The following is an 18,811-nucleotide window of genomic DNA, read 5'->3' as shown; positions in this document are numbered from 1 at the left end:
TGCCAACATCAGAAGATCCTTCACTGCGTTCAGGATGACGTTGCCCAGCCTCAAGCCACTCCCTACGTCATCTCGAGCCCCGGCTACGTCATCTCGAGCGTCAGCGAGAGATCTCCTCCAACTGGCACCGTGCCACCATCAGAAGATCCTTCACTGCGTTCAGGATGACGTTGCCCAGCCTCAAGCCACTCCCCTACGTCATCTCGAGCGTCAGCAAGAGATCTCCTCAAACTGGCACCGTGCCAACATCCGAAGATCCTTCACTGCGTTCAGGATGACGTTACCCAGTGTTAACAATGTCTTATGAAATAAGGGAAGTTTAATTTCAAGTTGCATTGCGAAATTTACCCAGATGCTTAATAATGATAAAATTATTGATTAATGGAGTGGATATGTCACTCAATTTAGCTAAAACACGAATCCTTTGTTATGGATTAATGATTTGCTTACTAAGTAGTTGTTTTCACCCGCCTTATAATAATTTTCGAACCGATCATCGCACTGCTCGAAGAGCTGCGGGCGGGGCTGCATTTGGCTCTGCTGCTGGCGCTTTAACCAGCGGTACCTTAACCGGAGCACTTCTTGGTGGGGCTATCGGAGGTACTGTAGGGGCAGTTATTGGTATTCATAAAGACAGTAAGCCGAGCATTGTTAAAGAATTAAGAAAACAAAATATTCAATTTGTAGAATATGGCGATACGATGACCTTGATCATCCCCACTGATAAATACTTTATGTTTCAAAGTCCGCGCCTTACCGAATTGTGCTATCCCGGCTTAAATAATATTGTTCGATTATTAAAGCTTTATCCGCAAAGCCCCATTTACGTTGCTGGCTTCACTGATAATGTTGGTTCACGTTTTCATAAAAGAATGCTCTCGCAAGCACAGGCCGAAACCATATTGACCTTTCTCTGGGCTAAAGGTATTCAAGCGTATCGACTTAAAGCGGAAGGTTATGGGGATAAAAATACCATATCAGACAATAAACTGATTCATGGTAGTGCCCAAAATAGACGCATTGAGATTCAATGGTTTACTGGTTTAGTTGCTCAGACTCAGCCTCAAGCAGTTTTTGTAAAATAAGGTTGTATTAATGCATTCAAGATTTATAGGTGGAATTCTTTTAATTGTTGGTACCTCTATTGGTGGGGGCATGCTTGCCCTTCCAGTAGCTAATGCGGCTACAGGATTTTGGCAATCGTCATTGTTTCTGTTTGTTTGCTGGGCATTTATGACCTTCGGCGCGTTTTTTATTCTTGAGGCCAACCTTTATTTGCCCAGGGGAAAACACATGGTATCTATGGCATCAGCCACCTTAGGCAACTATGGTTTGCTAGCAGCCTGGATCAGTTATCTCTTTTTACTGTATACCCTGCTTTCTGCTTATATATCTGGAGGTGCCGATGTATTAAACAGCCTGCTGTTTAAAACTGGCCTGCATCTTAATGAATGGCAAGCAAGCTCCCTATTTACTTTAATTTTTGGATTAATCGTTTATGGCGGCATCTATTATGTCGATTTCGCCAACCGAGGACTGATGTTTGGTAAATTAGCTGTTTATTGTTTATTAGTCATATTTATCGCACCCCACGTTGAAATACATCATTTTCAACATGGTGATATGCGTTATATTGGCGGCTCCATTATGATTTTAATTACTTCTTTTGGATTCGCTATAATTGTCCCTAATCTAAGGGATTATTTTGATGATGATATAAAAACGCTTAAAAAAGTAATTTTTATCGGCTCACTCATTCCCTTGATATGCTATATAGCCTGGGATGCAGTTATTATCGGCGCCTTGCCTTCAGAAGGAAGTCAGGGGCTGGAAAGTCTGATGCAAAACCCTCATACAACAAGCGCCCTTGCCTCTTTATTATCAGCTAAAATTCAAAGCTCATGGATCAGCGCTTTATTTAATTTTTTCACTTCAATTTGTATGTTAACCGCGTTTTTAGGAGTATCACTCTGTTTGTATAGTTTTCTTGCCGATGGTTTAAAATTACGTGAATACGGATCACATGGTATAGGATTGTTTTTTCTTACCTTCCTCCCTCCTTTGCTGATTGTGATTTACTATCCCGGAGCATACATTCATGCTTTAAGCTACGCAGGTATATTCTGTATTATATTATTATTACTTCTACCCGCGTTAATGTGTTATTTTGGTAGAAAACATTATACCTCAATCTTCAAGGCACCTGGCGGTAAAATCTCTCAGTTTGCTGTAATTATCGTTTCAATTGCTCTGTTGGTTCATGAGGTTTGGGGGCTCTTAGCTTAAATGCCACGCGTAGCATCCAGTAAGAAATTGTTGACTTTTCTTGCAAAACTAAGTATCATATTGTTCTATATTTGAACTATTTTGGATTATATAAGTGTTCAACTCAAAGCTAATAGGTGGAATTTTACTCATTGTTGGAACATCAATAGGCGGTGGAATGCTTGCTCTTCCCGTATCGACGGCTGAAGTAGGCTTTGGTAACTCCCTATTTTTCCTTTTTTTCTGTTGGTTGGTAATGACTGCTGGCGCCTTATTGGTTCTTGAAGTAAATCTGCGCCTGCCTCCAGGCAGTAACATGATTTCCATGGCTAAATCAACTCTAGGTCTCCCGGGACAAATTATTGCCTGGATAACCTATCTGTTTTTACTTTATACCTTACTTGCTGCTTATATTTCAGGAGGAAGCGATGTATTTAGTGGTATATTGCATAGAATGAATATTGATTTACCTAACTGGATCACCTCCGTAATTTTTACGGCTTTATTCAGCTTTGTCGTTTATAAAGGAATACGCTCGGTAGATTACGTAAATCGCGGGTTGATGTTTGGTAAACTGGGTGTTTATGTTTTATTGGTTGCTATTATAAGTCCCCATGTTTCACCCATTGGTTTAGTGGGTGGCTCAGCCCGAGCTTTTACGGGAACACTCATGATTTTAATTACCTCATTTGGCTTTGCTTCCATAGTACCCAGCCTACGAGACTATTTTGACAATGATATTCGTACTTTAAGACGCGTTATCCTATTTGGCTCCCTTATCCCTTTATTTTGTTACATTGTATGGGATGCAGTGATTATGGGTGTTGTTTCGCGTGAAGGGACTAATGGCCTAATCGCTTTAATGAACTCTGAACATGCGACCAGTGGTTTAACCGAAGCGTTAAATCAGTCCGTACAAAGTCAATGGATCAGTGGATTTTTCGGCTTTTTTACCTCTATTTGTATGGTCACTGCCTTTTTAGGTGTTTCTCTTGGTTTATTTGATTTCCTGGCTGATGGATTAAAACTTAAAAAATCGGGTAATGAAGGTAAGTACACTCTTGCTCTGACCTTTCTCCCTCCCTTGGCCGTGGTTTTAATCAATCCTGGAATTTATTTACATGCACTAAGTTATGCAGGTATTTGTTGTGTGATTTTATTGCTCTTGTTACCAGCCATTATGGCATGGAAAGGACGAAAGACCTGCGTACTCGCACCATCTGAAAGCCACATGGTACCCGGGGGAACCCCCAGCCTGGGGCTGATTGGTTTCATTGCAGTAGGGTTGCTTATTGTTGCAATAATGAATTAATTCCTTAAGCTTATAACTGGACTTTAGTATAAAGCTGATTAACAAACCGTCTTTGCGAGAGTTAGCGAAGCAATTGGCCGATTTTAAATTGAAAATCTGAGCTGGATTGTTTCACTTCGTTCGCAAAGACGAGCGCTTTTCCTTGTGTAATAGCTCAATTTAGCTGATAATCCATAAAGCATCTAACAGTCCATTATTTCAACAAGAACCGAATAGCAAATGCCCTACCCGACTGAAACAATCAGCTTAAAATGCTCAGAATTGGCGCAAAAAGCCAAAGCCGAAACAAATAAATTTTTTGATGGTGGGCAGGGAGAAGTGCGTCATTATCACTATTATTTCTGGTTTTTTATCCTAATTCATACTCTACTCTGGACTCTTGGGCCTTCCCTGTTAAGACCTACTGTTTCTCATGACACCTTAGAGGGAATCACTTGGGGGCTCCAATGGCAACTAGGTTATAGCAAGCATCCATTTCTGACAGCCTGGCTTTGTGCTGGAGTAACCAAATTATTTGGAGGCGTTGGCTGGCCAGTCTATCTTTTGGCTCAGTTGGCTGTATCCCTTACTTTTATAGCGGTGTGGAAACTGGCTCAGCAAATTCTTCCTCTAGGGCATGCCCTTATAGCTACTTTAGCATTAGAAGGGGTTCTTTTTTATAATATTAACTCCTTTAACTTCACTCCTGATACGCTCCAATCTCCTTTATGGGCCTTGCTGAGCTTATTTTTTTATCAAGCGCTGACGAAACAGAATGTAATGAATTGGCTGTGTACTGCATTATTTGCAGCACTTTGCGTATGCACCAAATATCAGGTTGCGCTGTTGTTTTTACCGATGTTTTTATTTTGCTTATTGAATCCCCTTGCTCGCAAGAGCTTTACAAAACCGGGAATTTATTATGCGCTAGGCACTTTTTTCTTATTAATAATACCTCATCTCATTTGGTTATATCAGCATCATTTTATTACTCTGACTTACGCATCAGAAATTTCTTCAGATTATACGCAAAATAAGATGCCTTTGAATCACTTCCGTCATCCCTTTGGTTTTGTCATTAATAGCATTATGGATGTAGCTGGTTTATTTATTTTACTGTGGCCCTTTTATAATAAGAATAAAATCCAGCTGCCATTAGAATCTTTTCAATGGCAATTTCTTATTTTCCTCGGATTAGGCCCACTTACTCTTTCTCTAATACTCTGCCTCTTCACTGGTGATTACTTTCCGCCTCGATGGTCTACTCCCTATTTTTTTGCGTTAGGCATTTTGGCTATAGCCTACTTAAAACCCGCCCTATCGAAAAAAAATTTAAAACAGTTTGTCACGACTTTAATACTCTTTAGCTCGATACTATTTCTCGCCAGAATGAGCACTTTAACCTTCATTCCCCGTTCTAACAGCGATGCATTTCTCCCCAATCACCAAATTGCCTTATCGTTATCCAAGCTTTGGCGAGAGCAATATCATACCCCACTTCCTTTTCTTGCCGGCTCAAATTATCTTGTTACAGGAGTCACTCCCTATATGACAGATAACCCTGTCCCTTATTTAAACTGGAAGTCAGAGGATAGTCCCTGGATCAATGAAAAGGAATTACGTCAGCAGGGTGGGCTCTTTATCTGGGATGAGAGCGGTTATTACACCTGGGATAAGGAAAGTCGAGCTCACACTAAGTTACCAGAGTCAGTATTGGAACGCTTTCCCAAATTAAGAAAAATACCTAATTACATTTTTTATAGACTATCAGATAAGCAACCTGTTACGATAGGTGTCGCTATTCTCCCTCCTGATCCCGACTGCCGTTAACTTAAGCCACCTCCCGTCATCCCGAGAAGCTTGCGGAGAGGGGCTCCTGAAATAAGGAGCGGTTTTTTCTTCTGTCTTTCCAATCAACTAAAATAATAAATTATATTAAGTTTGGGCCCCCATAAATGAGCGTTATTTGCAGCAATTTTCGTCGCAGTATAATAATCAGCATCGTTTGAATAGGTACCAAATGGAATTGTTCCCAACCCAATATAATTTACTCCAAGATCAAAAAAGAAATTTGAAGTCAGTGCGTATTTAACACCAACAGATACTTGGGGACTAAAATTATTTCGACTTTCATTGGATACCATCAACAAATTGGTTTCGTCTTCAGAAGACTGATAATTGAGTGCATTCTTGGTTCTAATGTTTGCAACTCCTAATCCAGGCGCTACATAGACTGAGTATTTACTGTTTATTAAATATTCAACATTAAAGACTGCTGCAATTACCTTACCTTTCATTGTAGAATGAAAGGTATTAATAATATCGTTACTTTCATAAGGGCCAGAAATAAAGGGATTAAATGTTTTTGAATAATTCCCTAGTGAGAGATAAGAAGCTTCTGGATTTAATTTCCATATTGATGTTAAGGGATATGTAAATCCAATTGCTACATTTCCAGCCCAATTTCCATCATTAAGCGAGCCAGGTGTAATGAAGGGAGTTAGCGATCCCTCAATCGGATTAATTCGTTTAATAAAATAATCATTGCTTTGGCTCCAGAAATAGTCTGGACCAAATTTAACATAAATCTGAGATATTTGAGACGAGGCCCAGATGCTGGTTTTAAATAAAATCAGCATTATTACAATAAATAATTTAGTTTTCATTTTTTCCCTTATAACCAATTTCACTCAACATGATTAACATATAAATCCATGCGGATAATTGACCTGACAATTAAATCCTGGTGTTTGTAGCGTTACTACGGTTTTTCCGTATATTGCCATTACTTGTTGTCCATTGACTTGCAGAATTGGGTTTTCATACACATTCAGGGGCTGACATGCTCGTGTACTTTTATTTATTACCCATTTGTTGGAAAGAGGCGAGCCAATGGATTTTGCTGTCGGAACGTATAGGTTTACTGGACAGCGGTTAAAAGGATCAAATGATGTTTTCAACTCCAAGTCTGTTGGTGAAGGAGCCGCCACAATTTCACGACCGGATATTGCTAATTGTACCGCATTATAAGCATTAACAATTCCAACACCACATGACATAACTCCAGTACATGAGCGTGTTGGGTCGGAAGTGACTGCAAATGGCGTAACACTTTCCAACAGAATGCTTTTGACTTCTTGAGCACTTATATAGGGATTAATTGCATAAATTAATCCTGCAATACCAGCAACGTGAGGCGTTGCCATACTTGTTCCTTCAAAAAATGAAAAACCGCTACTCTGACATCCAGATCCTGCAGAAACCGTAGATAGAATACCATTAGAATCACATGGTTCTCCATTTGCCTGTTCTCCTCCAGGCGCGGCTAGAGTGACGCGCGGGCCATAATTGGAGTAATTAGCCCTATATCCATTGATTTGCGTAGCAGCTACAACAATCACATTATTACAAGATCGGGGAGGATTGTTGGAAGCAGGCATATTTTCATTTCCAGAACTAGCAACAAGAATACTATCATTATTAACAAAAGCATTTATTGCCTCTTGAAAAGAGGGCGGACATCCAATGGTTTGTGGAAAATTAAAACTCATGCTCCCTACTTTAGTCGGATAGTTATTATGTGGAACACCAGGAACATCTCTCCCCATTGCCCAATACATACCTTGCTCTAATTGGGAAAGAGAATCAGAAGTAATAGGTAAAATTTTGAGTAGAGGCCCCATTCCCGCAATATCTAAAACGGTACCTGTAGCAGCTATTGTTCCTGCTGTATGTGTACCATGATCATCACTTGGATCTGTAATGTTGCTGTTGTTATCAGCAAAATTCCAGCCAGGCAATATATTAGGTGCTAAATCGGGATTATAATTAATCGATTCAAAATTGGATAAAACAATAGGCGGATTAGCATAACCTAATGTTGTCGCCCAAGCGCCATCTGCTAAACCAGGAGCGGACTCTAAAAAAACCCCAGGATAACTAAATTCATCCCATTGAGATGCATGAGAAATTAAGGCTAAATTAGAGTTAGCAAATGATGTTTTTTTAGGGCGTACTGGGGGCTTGATTAAACAATAAGTCATATCACGATCAGCATATAGAATATCAGGCTGCTTTAATAGTTTACTAAGCGCTTGATTAAAATAACTGTCTTTTAATAAATTCTTTGCCTCTGACAATTGCACCAGTTTTTTAGAATCAATCGCCACCAGATAAGCGCCGCTTGGCATTGATTTTACTGATTGGATAGGTAATCCATTTTTTTTTGAAAAAGCATCCCACCAAGCAGTACTCAGATTGGGTTCATCTAGGCTACTCGCTGTTTTAAATTTTAAAATAATTTGATCTAAAAATTTACCACACGGTTCTTTAGCTGCAAATAAATTAGATTCAAGGGATAAGAGCACTATAAAGGCGCTCAGCAATGACAACAACTTCCTTATATTCATAATAATATCGTCTCATCCTGGAGTTACTGTTTAAATTCATACGGATGGATAGCCTGCTCCATATGGTATTTCAATTCTCAGCTAATTTTGGTTGATGTACAAATATTTTTTAAGAATTGTGAAATATGAATTTAATTTTCTCTTAATAATGATTTTATATAATAAATGGTTTGCATCCAATCATTTCTAATTTATATGAAAATCTATCCTAATCTTTCCGAGGCATTACGAGCATTCCCAAGAAAATCTAAAGAAGTATTCGCCATTATTAGCTTTAATGGTCAAGCTTATTTTGTTTTCCGAAGCAATCCTGATGCTGAAGTAGCCACGATCATCCAAGCACATAATAAGATGGTGATAGGAAATGAATTACTGAAGCTTGCTCCAGAAAACGTGGACCGTCCAAGAAAAGAACGGCTCTATAAATTGATGATTGAAGGAGGTGCTTCAAAAGAATTTCCAGAAAAATCTCGTCATGCCGAAGAAAATCTGATTCGAGGCTTTCCTACTATTTTAAATGATTTTAAAAAAATGTTTCCAAATCAAAAAATAAATAAAATTGATATTTTTCTAACTCATTCCCCTTGCTCAAAAAAAGGAAGTAAGAAATACAGTTCTCAATGTACTGTGCATAATTTTTTTCTTCCTGAGGGATGCGATAAAAAATTAACGGTATTTTTTAAAAATAAAAATTATATAAATGGGAGTGATTTATTTAGTAGCAACCCTGGTGTTCGAGTCCATTATAATCATAAATTTGATCCATCGGTAAGCAATGAGGGTAATGAGTTTATAAAAGAGGCGGATCCTGAGCTTAAGAGTGTTCTATCTAAATATCTGGATAACGGCCCCGGTTCTTCAATATAACCAATTATCACGCTGATTGATATTTCTAACTGTACTAAATTAATTAAATAGCAATTTATTTCATGTCAAAGACTGCTCATAATATTCTGTTTTTTCTCTTAAAAATAAGCGATACTGCACTCAAAATAAATAATAATAAAAACACTTATGACAAAAATCAGGCCCTTTCTTAAATGGGCAGGAAGCAAATATAATTGCTTAAACGAAATTATCTCTTCTCTTCCTCCAGGCCTTCGTTTAATTGAGCCCTTTGCTGGATCTGGGGTGATTTTTATGAATACGGATTACTCCTCTTATATTTTGGCAGAAAGCAATCCGGATCTAATCCAAATCTTCACTACCTTACAGGAGCAAGGCGAAGAATTTATAGATTATTGCCAGCAGTATTTTCATCCAGATGCTAATTGTAAAGAAAAATACTATGAAAGACGTGCTGATTTTAATAGATTAAGTCATTCTTATCAGAAATCAGCTTTTTTTCTCTATCTCAACCGGCATGGCTATAATGGATTGTGTCGGTATAACTCTAAAGGGTTATATAACGTTCCATTTGGGCTTTATACGAAACCCTATTTTCCACGCAAAGAAATGATTCTTTTTCATAAAAAAAGTCGGCAAGCACAATTCATTCAGAATGATTTTAGAAATACTTTTGCATTAGCGAAGCCAGGAGATGTTATTTATTGTGACCCACCCTATGTACCATTCTCCAAAGTAACTAAACCGCTCCCTTATACCCAAAAGAAGTTTACAGAAGAAGACCAAATAGAATTAGCTGAATTAGCAGAGAAAACTGCGGCGAAAGGGATTCCTGTCATTATTTCCAATCATGATACTGAATTTACTCGCAGCCATTATCACAAAGCGCAAATCAAGAGCTTTCCTGTTTCTCGCTGGATCAATTGCAATGTGAAACAGCGACAACCAGTTAAAGAACTGGTTGCCGTCTTTATGAGTTAATTAATTGAATGTTGCTCTTTATGATCTTTGATAAAAAATGCCAGAATAGTAACCATTAACAATGAAATCGGCAGAATTGATAAAGCAACCTGATAATCTTCTACCGTATAAATATGCTCACCGCCTACGATCCCACTATCACCAAAGGTATCAAGTAGTTTACCCACTAAAGGTTGAAAAACTACTCCACCCAGAGTCACTATCATGTTGGTTGCAGCAAATACGGTACCAGACAACTTAGCACCACTGCATTCTTTAGCCATAATAAAGACAATAATTTCTGTAGCACTAAAGACACCATACAAAAATAATAAAATATTTAAACTCAGGTAAGATAAGCCGGGCATATATAAAACCAGGCTAATGCAAATCAACGCTAAGATAGCTCCCGTAACCAGAGGCAGTACTCTTCTACCTGTTCTATCAGATAAATACCCGGCAATTGGAGCTCCAACAGCCCAGCCTAAAAAGACTGCTGATACCGTTTTAGCGGCTTCAACCTTAGTTAAATGATGGGCCTGCTCTAAATAGGTTTTGCCCCATAATTCACCAAAGACAGAGAGGGATGTATATAAGCAAGCACCGACAAAACCAATCAACCAAACTTCTGGTGACATCAATACTTTGAGAACATTATGAAAAAATTCTGGTAAAGGATATTTATTTGGTTGATATCCTTCTGGACCATCCCTAACCACGCTGAACATTAATATACTCAGGCCACAACCAATGAATGCGATGATAATTAATACCCTTTCCCATCCTATACTGACCGACCACTCGGTTATTTTAACCTCACCATAAACCAAACCTAACATACCCAAAGTGGTAATCAGGCCAGCTACTAAAGAAAAATAACGACGAGGTAACCAATGTAAAGCCAGAGATAGCACACCAACAAAGGCAAAGGATGAACCAAATCCTACTAAAAATCGTCCTGCTCCGACAAGAAACATTGACGAGGTTAAGGTAAACATCCAGGAACCTAAGGTACAACATAAGCATGCAAAAGTAAGCAGTTTTCTTGGACCATACCTATCCATCAACATGCCTACAGGCATCTGCATAGGCGAATAAGCAAAATAATATAATGCTGAAATCTGCCCAAAGGTGGTGGCGGAAATATGGCCCAAGGCTGTGCTTAATTCTGTTTGCAGAGCACCTGGTATAATCCGAAGAATAAACTCATAACAGTAAAATATAGCTCCGACAAAGCAGACTAAAATACCGAAGAGCGCTTGTTTTTTTGTAATTATATTATTTGGGTGCATGGGCATGTGTTTCTTTTAAAAAGAACGTCAATATGGCTGCAATCAGTATGCCTAATGGAATAATAGATAAGGCAAATTGATAGTCATCGACCGTATATAACCTCTGTAAGTTATCGATTGTTGCCCCTGTTACAGCGGCCCCCCCTAAATGTGCTGACAAGCTAAAGTCTAGTAAATGTCCGACTAAAGGCTGTAGGAACATAGCACCGAGCATAACAATCATATTAGTTACTGCCATTGCTGTACCTGCCGCTTCGCCAGGACTCAATTCACGACCTACTGCAAAAACAATAGCTTGAGCACTGTATAACAAACCTAATAAAAACATCAAAGATTGGATGTTGGACTCACTTAAGCCAGGGAGATATAAAATCATCATCATGACTATTGCTGCGCCGGCGGCTCCAATGAGCATAGGAAATTTTCGACGAGCTAATTTGTCTGAAATATAACCCATTAATGGAGCGCCAATGATAAAGCCCAAAAAGAGTAAAGAATTTGCTAATCCAGCCGCTTGTGAAGAAAGACCATGAGCATGTTTTAAGTAAGGAATTCCCCACAGCTCGGCAAAAACAGTGGTGGGAAGGTAAACCAAGCAACCGTACATCCCATTAACCCAGATCTGCTTACTTCGGATAATGATACCTAAATCGATCATTCCTTTTTTAAAGCTGGGAACAGTACCACTTTGTCTGTGCTGTCCCTTTTTATCGTGAATTCCAAACCATAAAACAAAAATTAATACTACACCAAAAATTGCAGTTAGATTCAGAGTTTTAATCCATCCTAATCTTTCAACGAAGATCTCCATGAAGTTATCACCCAGCATGGCACCAATAGGACCCAAAGCAGAAGTCATACCAGAAACCATAGCTAATCTATTTTCAGGCAACCATATGGTCGCAAGCTTTAGGACACCCACAAAAGCAAAGGCTGAGCCGAACCCGACTAGAAACCGACCTGTTGCTGCTATCCAAAATACGGAGGTGGCAGTAAACAAAAATGTTCCCACAACACAAATCAGACAAGCAATGGTTAATAATCTTCTGGGACCATATCTATCAAGCAATACTCCAACCGGTAATTGCATGGGAACATAAGCAAAATAGTAAATAGAGGAGAGCAGACCAAAACCTGTCGCCGATAAATTAAAATGCTCGCGTAGTGCATGTTCCATTACACTGGGTGCGATACGCAATAAATACTCATAACTGTAAAATATAGCTCCAAGTCCGCAAATGAGCCAACCAATTATTGTGTAATCTCTACGGTTTTCAAAATGCAAGGTTATCTCCTTAACAATAGGTTAAGCACGAGCGCACACTCTTCCTCGAAGAGGTAATTTCAACTCTTTTCTTATCTTAAATTATTAACTTGACTCACACCACTGGCTATAGCAGCTTTAGCTACAGCAGCAGGGACCCTCTCTTTTAAACGAGGATCTATTGGCTTTGGAATAATGTAGTCAGGACCAAACTCCCAATTAGTAACTCCAGGGTAATTATCCTTCACTACCTGAGGCACAGCTTCATGCGCTAGTTGACGAATTGCCTCTACAGCTGCAATTTGCATCGATTGATTAATACATGTAGCGCGCACATCTAGTGCACCGCGAAAAATATAAGGAAAACATAACACATTATTCACTTGATTGGGATAGTCACTACGTCCTGTAGCAATCACCAGATCTTTACGTACCTCATGAGCAAGTTCGGGTCTGATTTCAGGGTTAGGATTAGATAATGCAAAAATAACGGGATTAGGCGCCATTAAATTCAATAAATCCGCATCTAATAAATCAGGTTTAGCAACACCGATAAATACATCAGCACCTACTAGCGCATCGCGTAAAGTCCGGCATTCAGTGGTACGCGCAAATGCAAATTTATAAGCATTTAAATCGGCGCGGCCTGAATGAATAACTCCTTTGGTATCAAGCAGGAGCATATTTTTTTTGTCAGCACCTAAAGCAACAAGTAATCGCATGGAGGCTATGCCAGCAGCTCCCGCACCAATACATACAATTTTTGCTTCAGATAATTTTTTTTGCTGTAATTCAAGGGCATTCAACAAACCCGCGGCAACCACAATAGCAGTACCATGTTGATCATCATGAAATACGGGAATATTTAATTGTTCGATCAAGGCTTGTTCTATTTCAAAACACTCAGGAGCCTTGATGTCTTCTAAATTAATACCACCAAAAGTGGGGGAAATTCGTTTTGCAGTAGCAATAAAAGCCTGCGGATCATCAGCATCGATTTCTATATCAAAGACATCAAGATCTGCAAAGCGCTTGAATAAAACCGCCTTCCCTTCCATCACCGGTTTACTGGCTAAAGGGCCTACATCGCCCAAACCAAGAACGGCAGTACCATTAGTGATCACCGCAACTAAATTGCCTTTATTTGTATAACGATAGGCATTTTCAGGGGTTTCGGCTATAGCCAAAACAGGCACTGCTACTCCTGGAGTATAGGCTAAAGATAAATCATCCTGGGAATTCGTTGGTTTTGTAACGTTAACACAAAGCTTTCCTGGTACAGGAAACTCATGATAGTCCAACGCACGCTGTTTTAATACATCATTATCCAAAGTGCTTACTCTCTCTTTTTAGACCGCTGGTAAAAAAACATAAATTAACACTATGATTTTTAACAATACTCACAAAAAAAAGGCACAATTCTTATGTGCCTTCTCTAACCTTACATCTTGGTTCTATTATTCTTTTGTTTTAGCTTGAGCAGAACGCATGTTATAGCGATCACGGAATTTCTGAACACGTCCTCCAGTATCAACCAGTTTTTGCTTACCAGTATAAAAAGGATGGCATAGTGAACATACTTCAATGCTCAAATCTTTACATAAAGTTGAACGAGTCTCAAACACTTCGCCGCAGCTGCAAGTGACTTTGACCGTTTGATAATCGGGATGAACAGATGCTTTCATAATACTACTCTCTTCTAAATGAGTATCGCCACCTGGACCAATTGCCAAGCACCATACTCTACACAAATGACACAAAACAATAGCAGAAAAGTTTTTGCAAATCAATTTTTTCTGTCAGAGTGAATCAAATTCACCCTTTAATCTTAGCGCAATTTACAGAAAATTCAATCCAGCTATTCCACCATCTTTAAATCTCCCTGCTTTACAGCTCAAGCTCTACCCATACCGGAGCGTGATCAGAAGGTCTTTCTGCCTTACGAGGTTCCTTATCAATCCCGGATTGCCGACACAAAGCATTCAGCTGGTCGCTCAATAAAACATGATCAATGCGCAACCCTCTATTACGCCTGAATCCCGCGGCCCTATAGTCCCACCAACTAAAAACATTTTCTTCCTGTTCAAAATTTCTAAAACTATCGTGCAATCCTAAACTTAAAAGATCAATAAAGGCTTGTCTTTCGGCAGGACTTACTAACACACACCCCACCCACTCAGCAGGATCATGAACATCTCTATCTTCTGGAGCAATATTAAAATCACCAACTACTGCCAGTTGAGGATATAAAATTAATTGTTGTTGAATAAAAGAATTTACTTTCTCAAGCCAATTTAACTTATATTGATATTTGTCTGAAATAAGTTCTGCCCCATTTGGCACGTATAAGTTAATTAATCGTATGCCTGCAACGGTTGCAGCCAAAATACGCCGTTGAGGATCCTCCAGGCCAGGAATATCGGTGATGACTTCGGTCAAAGGATGTCGACTAACAATAGCTACTCCGTTATAGGTTTTCTGTCCTGCAAAAACCACATGGTATCCTCTGTCTATAAATGCCGCAGCCGGAAAATTCTCATCGAGTAATTTGGTTTCCTGCATTGCCAGAACATCTACTTGAGAGGATTCTAACCACTCTAGTACTTGATCAAGACGAACCTTTAATGAATTAACATTCCAGCTGGCCAGTTTAAACATGCCAATCCCCCTTATATTCAATCAGTAAGGGAGCATGATCAGACATACGTGGTTCGCGAAAAATCTGGCTATTTATAACATGCTCGGTAAGTCCTGGAGTAACAACCTGATAATCAATTCTCCATCCTACATTCTTTTCCCAAGCTCTACTCCTGTAAGACCACCAGGTATACTGTTCTTCTTCCTGGTTATGAACTCGAAACGCGTCAACAAATCCCATAGTACTAAACAATTCATCCATCCAGGCACGCTCTTCTGGCAGAAATCCTGAATTTTTTTGATTCCCTCGCCAATTTTTCAAATCTATTTTCTTATGAGCAATATTATAATCACCGCATATAATCAGTTCACGCCCTTCATTTTTTAAATTAATTAAATGCCTGGCAAATTGGTCCAGAAAATCATATTTCACTTTCTGACGATCTTCCCCACTGGTACCTGAAGGCAAATAAAGCGAAATAATGCTTAATTTGGGATAATCAAATTGAATATAACGTCCCTCATTATCACAATAGTCAAAACCCATGCCCTTCACAATGCGCACTGGCTTATGACGAGCATAAATTGCTACCCCACTGTAACCTTTCTTTTGTGCATCATAATAATCACAAAAATAATCTCGAGGATAATAAACCTCTTCGGGTACTAACTGATCCGCCTGAGCTTTGGTTTCCTGGATACAAACAAAATCAGCATCTTGTCCTGCAAGCCACTCATAAAATCCATTGCGGGCTGAAGCCCTTATCCCATTAGCATTAAAACTAATAACTTTCATTATCCTTTTAACCTCTCTACAAGAGTTCTCAACACTTAATAATAGGCAGCCCTAATATAGGATTAATGCTTCAATTTTCACATTCTCGTATTACGGGGCTATAGATCTTATTTTCTATCTAAATTTAATGCCACGCGCCCTAAACGCTCCCCTAAATGTTTAGCCAAAGTAATTTCATCCTGACTGATTGGATGATCATTTGTTACACCTGAAACATGGGTCGCTCCATAAGGTGTTCCGCCTGATACGGTATTATTTAAGGCAGGCTCCGTATAGGGAAGACCTAATATAATCATGCCCTGATGCATTAAAGGCAGCATCATACTAATTAAGGTACTTTCCTGACCACCGTGCATGCTGGCTGAAGAGGAAAAAACACAAGCAGGTTTGTCCACTAAATCACCAGCCAACCATAAAGAAGAAGTACTATCCAGGAAGTATTTTAATGGAGCAGCCATATTTCCAAAACGCGTTGGACTACCTAAAGCCAGTCCATGACAATGACGCAAGTCATTCAAAGTGACATAGGGTGCTCCACTGTCAGGAACAGCTTTCTCTACCGCTTCACAAGTAGTAGAAACCGGAGCAACAGTCCGTAGTCGAGCCTCAATTCCTACTCGCTCAATACCCCGAGCAATATACTGAGCTAACTCGGCCGTTGAGCCTGTTCGAGAGTAGTATAAAACTAAAATATAAGGATCAGACATCAATCAGCTCCATGTTTATTAATAAATAAGAGACGAGTATATAGTAGGGTGAAAAGTGGCGCGAGCAGATTTTTATGGCCGCTCAGAAACAAATAATAGAAACTTGAAGTTTCAATAATAGAGAAGAAAAATGTAAGACCAGTTGCACCATCCCGATCAGTTACAATCAAATTTTAGACGGACACACCATTAACTATGCGTTATTAAATTACCATTGGCAATTAAATGATCAAGAATCGCATGAGAACTGGTTGTTGAAAATACAGAGGTTAAATCAACCCCACTCAAAATTATGGTCTGAGTTGGAGAAGCAAAACTACCGCTGCCAGTAGGATCTACTTTAATGGTTGTATTACCTCCTGATACACTGACACTCAGATAACTATCCAAACTATTGGCATTTAAATGCTCGCCAGATAATAAATCAGATAAATTCAATACACTGGCATCAGTTGAGCTTCCAACAGGATTAGGCTTAAAGTCAGTAATGGTATCTGTAGCTTTTCCAGTTACAGCCCCACCCGTATTATCTCCCTGCATCCACACGAAAGTATCAAGTCCGCCGCCGCCAGTCATCCGATCATCCCCTTGTCCTCCAATAAGAAAATCGCTACCTGTGCCACCAGTTAAAGTATCATTGCCAGTACCACCATAGAGAAGATTTCCACCATCATTTCCTACAGTTAACGTATCATTACCCGCCTCGCCATAGAGGATGTTATGGCCTGCACCGCCACTCATAACATCATTTCCGCCTGCGCCATGGATGATATCATTTCCAGCGTTACCCACTGGATTATCAACATTGGTTCCACCGAATATGAGATCATTACCACTGCCAGAATCAGTATTAATAATAGTACTCGAATTAGTACTATCGATGTAATCATTGCTCGTACTTCCAGTCGTAGAAATGCCTGATTTAGTACTATCAATTTCTACATTGATATGGTCAGTAATGACATGTTGGTTTCCTGCTACATCACTTGCAGTAACAGTGACTGTTAGATCATAATTGCTGTTCGTATTAGCTGTTGACGGCGTCGTTGTCGTCAATTGTAAACCAGATAACTGATCTTCGGTTAAATTCCATAGATGAGTTACAGAATCATAAGTACCGTGATTCAATGTAGCGCCCGTAGGAACTCCTGAAATGGCAATCGCTAACGATTCTCCTGTATTGGCGTCTGCTATAGAGGCGGTGATTAATAAATCAACCGTTACCGTAGTGCTGGCATGCTCAATGGCCAGCGCATTGTGCGCTATATTGATAACAGGATTAGGTGCCATGAGATCCACATTGACTGTTACAGTAGCTACATTAGATAAAGCCCCACTAGGATCTTGAGTTTGATAATTAAAGGTAACACTTCCAGAATATCCATTTGGAAGATTACTTAAAACAACATGACCATTGCCATCAAGGCTCACTGTTCCTACACTGGAATTACTGACATTTGCAACAACTAATGAAGCTTGCGGATTATCTACGTCAGTATCATTAGCAAGTAATGCAGAAGTATTAATTAAAACGGCATCAGTGCGGAATATCGCACCATTACCATTCACATCAGCAGTGCCCAAATAGTGATAACCTGAGCTTCCTTGTTGTAATTCAGCCTGAAGGACGTATTGACCACCCTGATCCCAATATTCAATTTCTATTTGGTGTAAACCAGAAGTTGCAATAGTAAATGAGGGATAGACTGCAGTAGCTGGTGATTGATTTAAAGTAAACGCGGCTACTGTCACCCCATCTATTTTAATATTATAACCATCATCACCTGTTATTCTAAAATTATACGTTCCTGCTGCAAGTTGAACCAACCCTTGCATTTGGACAATTGCCTGGGTTGTAGACAATACGGGACTATCATTTCTAACCAATGAGCTAGAATCAGTACCTAACCAGGTTTTTAGATTATCACTTGTTGGACTTATATAACCACCAAGATTATTAGTTATCGCGCTGTTACCATAATTAACTGTAGTAGAGACAAAATTAGCGTCAACATTAGCTCCACTATTAATATAATTTTCTACTTGATACAGATTTACCAAGGCCGGACCGCTAACATTCGGGGTATAATTGTAAAAATCAGACTCCAATCCGCTTACAGTAATCATATTGGATTGATTAATTGTCGATAAGGTATCATTTACTGCTACTGGGGCATCATTGGTGCCTAAAATCTTCACCGTAATCGTTGAAGTAGTACCATCGGCGGAAGTCACCGTTAAAGTATCGGTATAGGTAGTGCCGGCCACAAATTCATTGTGCGCCGTATCGGTGGTATAAGTCCAAGCCCCATTAGAACCCACAGTGAAATGACCATAACCGTTA

16 protein-coding genes are annotated in these 18,811 nt (G+C 39.3%); 6 read left to right on the top strand and 10 right to left on the bottom strand.

Annotated elements, in window-relative coordinates; translation table 11 throughout:
• Positions 1-392 precede the first annotated feature (392 nt).
• The 4 genes from cmpA (at position 393) to LOX96_RS16835 (ending at position 5,386) form a co-directional block, all read left to right on the top strand.
• Positions 393-1,085 (top strand): C-OmpA-like family protein CmpA, encoded by a 693-nt coding sequence (cmpA, locus tag LOX96_RS16850; protein WP_250424643.1) that lies wholly within the window; start codon positions 393-395, stop codon positions 1,083-1,085.
• A 10-nt stretch (positions 1,086-1,095) separates the two neighbouring features.
• Entirely contained in the window at positions 1,096-2,286 is a 1,191-nt protein-coding gene (locus tag LOX96_RS16845; protein ID WP_250424642.1) for an amino acid permease, read from the top strand.
• A gap of 94 nt (positions 2,287-2,380) precedes the next feature.
• Entirely contained in the window at positions 2,381-3,577 is a 1,197-nt protein-coding gene (locus LOX96_RS16840) for an amino acid permease (RefSeq protein ID WP_250424641.1), read from the top strand.
• A 219-nt stretch (positions 3,578-3,796) separates the two neighbouring features.
• Positions 3,797-5,386, top strand: a complete 1,590-nt coding sequence (locus LOX96_RS16835) for a glycosyltransferase family 39 protein (protein WP_250424640.1) — start codon at positions 3,797-3,799, stop codon at positions 5,384-5,386.
• Positions 5,387-5,469: 83 nt separating this feature from the next.
• Here LOX96_RS16835 and LOX96_RS16830 read toward each other — a convergent pair whose 3' ends face one another.
• Both LOX96_RS16830 and LOX96_RS16825 read right to left on the bottom strand, forming a co-directional pair.
• A complete protein-coding gene (locus LOX96_RS16830) occupies positions 5,470-6,222 on the bottom strand; it encodes an outer membrane protein (protein WP_250424639.1) in 753 nt (250 codons plus the stop codon).
• 33 nt (positions 6,223-6,255) lie between these two features.
• A complete protein-coding gene (locus tag LOX96_RS16825) occupies positions 6,256-7,965 on the bottom strand; it encodes a S8 family serine peptidase (RefSeq protein WP_250424638.1) in 1,710 nt (569 codons plus the stop codon).
• 195 nt (positions 7,966-8,160) lie between these two features.
• Here LOX96_RS16825 and LOX96_RS16820 point away from each other — a divergent pair, with 195 nt between their 5' ends.
• Both LOX96_RS16820 and LOX96_RS16815 read left to right on the top strand, forming a co-directional pair.
• The gene (locus tag LOX96_RS16820) at positions 8,161-8,832 is read left to right on the top strand and encodes a hypothetical protein (RefSeq protein ID WP_250424637.1); all 672 of its coding nucleotides are present in this window, start codon (positions 8,161-8,163) and stop codon (positions 8,830-8,832) included.
• 147 nt (positions 8,833-8,979) lie between these two features.
• Positions 8,980-9,792: a Dam family site-specific DNA-(adenine-N6)-methyltransferase gene (locus LOX96_RS16815; RefSeq protein ID WP_250424636.1), complete on the top strand. Its 813-nt coding sequence runs from the start codon at positions 8,980-8,982 to the stop codon at positions 9,790-9,792.
• On the opposite strand, the gene LOX96_RS16810 is transcribed toward LOX96_RS16815, so the two are convergent.
• From LOX96_RS16810 to LOX96_RS16775, 8 genes are all read right to left on the bottom strand, one after another.
• On the bottom strand, positions 9,789-11,069 hold the full coding sequence (locus LOX96_RS16810; RefSeq protein WP_250424635.1) for an MFS transporter: 1,281 nt from the start codon (positions 11,067-11,069) through the stop codon (positions 9,789-9,791). The genes LOX96_RS16815 and LOX96_RS16810 overlap by 4 nt on opposite strands.
• Positions 11,050-12,348 carry an MFS transporter gene (locus tag LOX96_RS16805; RefSeq protein ID WP_250424634.1) on the bottom strand — a complete coding sequence of 433 codons (1,299 nt, stop codon included), beginning with the start codon at positions 12,346-12,348 and terminating at the stop codon, positions 11,050-11,052. Before LOX96_RS16805 ends, LOX96_RS16810 begins: the two co-directional genes overlap by 20 nt.
• 71 nt (positions 12,349-12,419) lie before the next feature.
• A complete protein-coding gene (locus LOX96_RS16800; RefSeq protein ID WP_250424633.1) occupies positions 12,420-13,658 on the bottom strand; it encodes a malic enzyme-like NAD(P)-binding protein in 1,239 nt (412 codons plus the stop codon).
• A 126-nt stretch (positions 13,659-13,784) separates the two neighbouring features.
• Positions 13,785-14,012: a 50S ribosomal protein L31 gene (rpmE, locus tag LOX96_RS16795; protein WP_250424632.1), complete on the bottom strand. Its 228-nt coding sequence runs from the start codon at positions 14,010-14,012 to the stop codon at positions 13,785-13,787.
• Positions 14,013-14,214: 202 nt separating this feature from the next.
• The gene (gene xth / locus LOX96_RS16790) at positions 14,215-14,985 is read right to left on the bottom strand and encodes an exodeoxyribonuclease III (RefSeq protein WP_250424631.1); all 771 of its coding nucleotides are present in this window, start codon (positions 14,983-14,985) and stop codon (positions 14,215-14,217) included.
• Positions 14,978-15,760 (bottom strand): exodeoxyribonuclease III, encoded by a 783-nt coding sequence (locus LOX96_RS16785; RefSeq protein WP_250424630.1) that lies wholly within the window; start codon positions 15,758-15,760, stop codon positions 14,978-14,980. The genes xth and LOX96_RS16785 overlap by 8 nt, the downstream gene beginning before the upstream one ends.
• Positions 15,761-15,867: 107 nt before the next feature.
• A complete protein-coding gene (gene wrbA / locus LOX96_RS16780) occupies positions 15,868-16,467 on the bottom strand; it encodes an NAD(P)H:quinone oxidoreductase (RefSeq protein WP_250424629.1) in 600 nt (199 codons plus the stop codon).
• Between the two features lie 189 nt (positions 16,468-16,656).
• The coding region (locus LOX96_RS16775; protein WP_284498402.1) for a type I secretion C-terminal target domain-containing protein at positions 16,657-18,811 on the bottom strand (2,155 nt) is incomplete at its 5' end.

This window comes from Legionella maioricensis, from assembly GCF_023618015.1.
GTDB classification, from domain to species: domain Bacteria; phylum Pseudomonadota; class Gammaproteobacteria; order Legionellales; family Legionellaceae; genus Legionella; species Legionella maioricensis.
The sequence above is the reverse complement of the archived record's forward strand: the minus strand, read 5'-3'. Positions and strand labels throughout refer to the sequence as shown.

Bases quoted from the DNA above. Each gene is read 5' to 3' on its own strand.
- cmpA (WP_250424643.1), top strand. From the start codon at position 393: ATGTCACTCAATTTAGCTAAAACACGAATCCTTTGTTATGGATTAATG.
- LOX96_RS16845 (WP_250424642.1), top strand. From the start codon at position 1,096: ATGCATTCAAGATTTATAGGTGGAATTCTTTTAATTGTTGGTACCTCT.
- LOX96_RS16835 (WP_250424640.1), top strand. From the start codon at position 3,797: ATGCCCTACCCGACTGAAACAATCAGCTTAAAATGCTCAGAATTGGCG.
- LOX96_RS16830 (WP_250424639.1), bottom strand. From the start codon at position 6,222: ATGAAAACTAAATTATTTATTGTAATAATGCTGATTTTATTTAAAACC.
- LOX96_RS16825 (WP_250424638.1), bottom strand. From the start codon at position 7,965: ATGAATATAAGGAAGTTGTTGTCATTGCTGAGCGCCTTTATAGTGCTC.
- LOX96_RS16820 (WP_250424637.1), top strand. From the start codon at position 8,161: ATGAAAATCTATCCTAATCTTTCCGAGGCATTACGAGCATTCCCAAGA.
- LOX96_RS16815 (WP_250424636.1), top strand. From the start codon at position 8,980: ATGACAAAAATCAGGCCCTTTCTTAAATGGGCAGGAAGCAAATATAAT.
- LOX96_RS16810 (WP_250424635.1), bottom strand. From the start codon at position 11,069: ATGCCCATGCACCCAAATAATATAATTACAAAAAAACAAGCGCTCTTC.
- rpmE (WP_250424632.1), bottom strand. From the start codon at position 14,012: ATGAAAGCATCTGTTCATCCCGATTATCAAACGGTCAAAGTCACTTGC.
- xth (WP_250424631.1), bottom strand. From the start codon at position 14,985: ATGTTTAAACTGGCCAGCTGGAATGTTAATTCATTAAAGGTTCGTCTT.
- LOX96_RS16785 (WP_250424630.1), bottom strand. From the start codon at position 15,760: ATGAAAGTTATTAGTTTTAATGCTAATGGGATAAGGGCTTCAGCCCGC.
- wrbA (WP_250424629.1), bottom strand. From the start codon at position 16,467: ATGTCTGATCCTTATATTTTAGTTTTATACTACTCTCGAACAGGCTCA.